Source organism: Mesorhizobium sp. M1A.T.Ca.IN.004.03.1.1, assembly GCF_003997555.1.
Classification (GTDB): Bacteria; Pseudomonadota; Alphaproteobacteria; order Rhizobiales; family Rhizobiaceae; genus Mesorhizobium.
The window spans coordinates 1-235 of record NZ_RZTV01001095.1; the positions used below are offsets into that span (position 1 = coordinate 1).

The 235-nt window shown below is 68.9% G+C and carries 1 pseudogene; it reads right to left on the reverse strand.

The window, feature by feature from the left end:
* Positions 1–235 (reverse strand): annotated as a pseudogene (locus EOD29_RS35065) (WD40 repeat domain-containing protein); the annotation flags it as partial.

Consider the following 235-nt stretch of genomic DNA (forward strand, 5'->3'; position numbering starts at 1 on the left):
TGCCGTCGGCGAAGCACACGAACGCGGTCTTGCCGGAGGCAAAGGCGATCGCGCCCTGCGGACCGGCGGCGACGCTGGTGATCCACTTTTTGCCGGCGCTGGCGAGTTCGCTCGCCTCTCCGCCGGCCTTCACTGCGAAAACCTTGCCGTCCTCGCCGCCGGTGATCAGCCGGTCGTTGGCCGCGTCGTGGAACGCTGCGAGCAGCCCGTCATTGGCCTGGACCGTCTTGTGCCC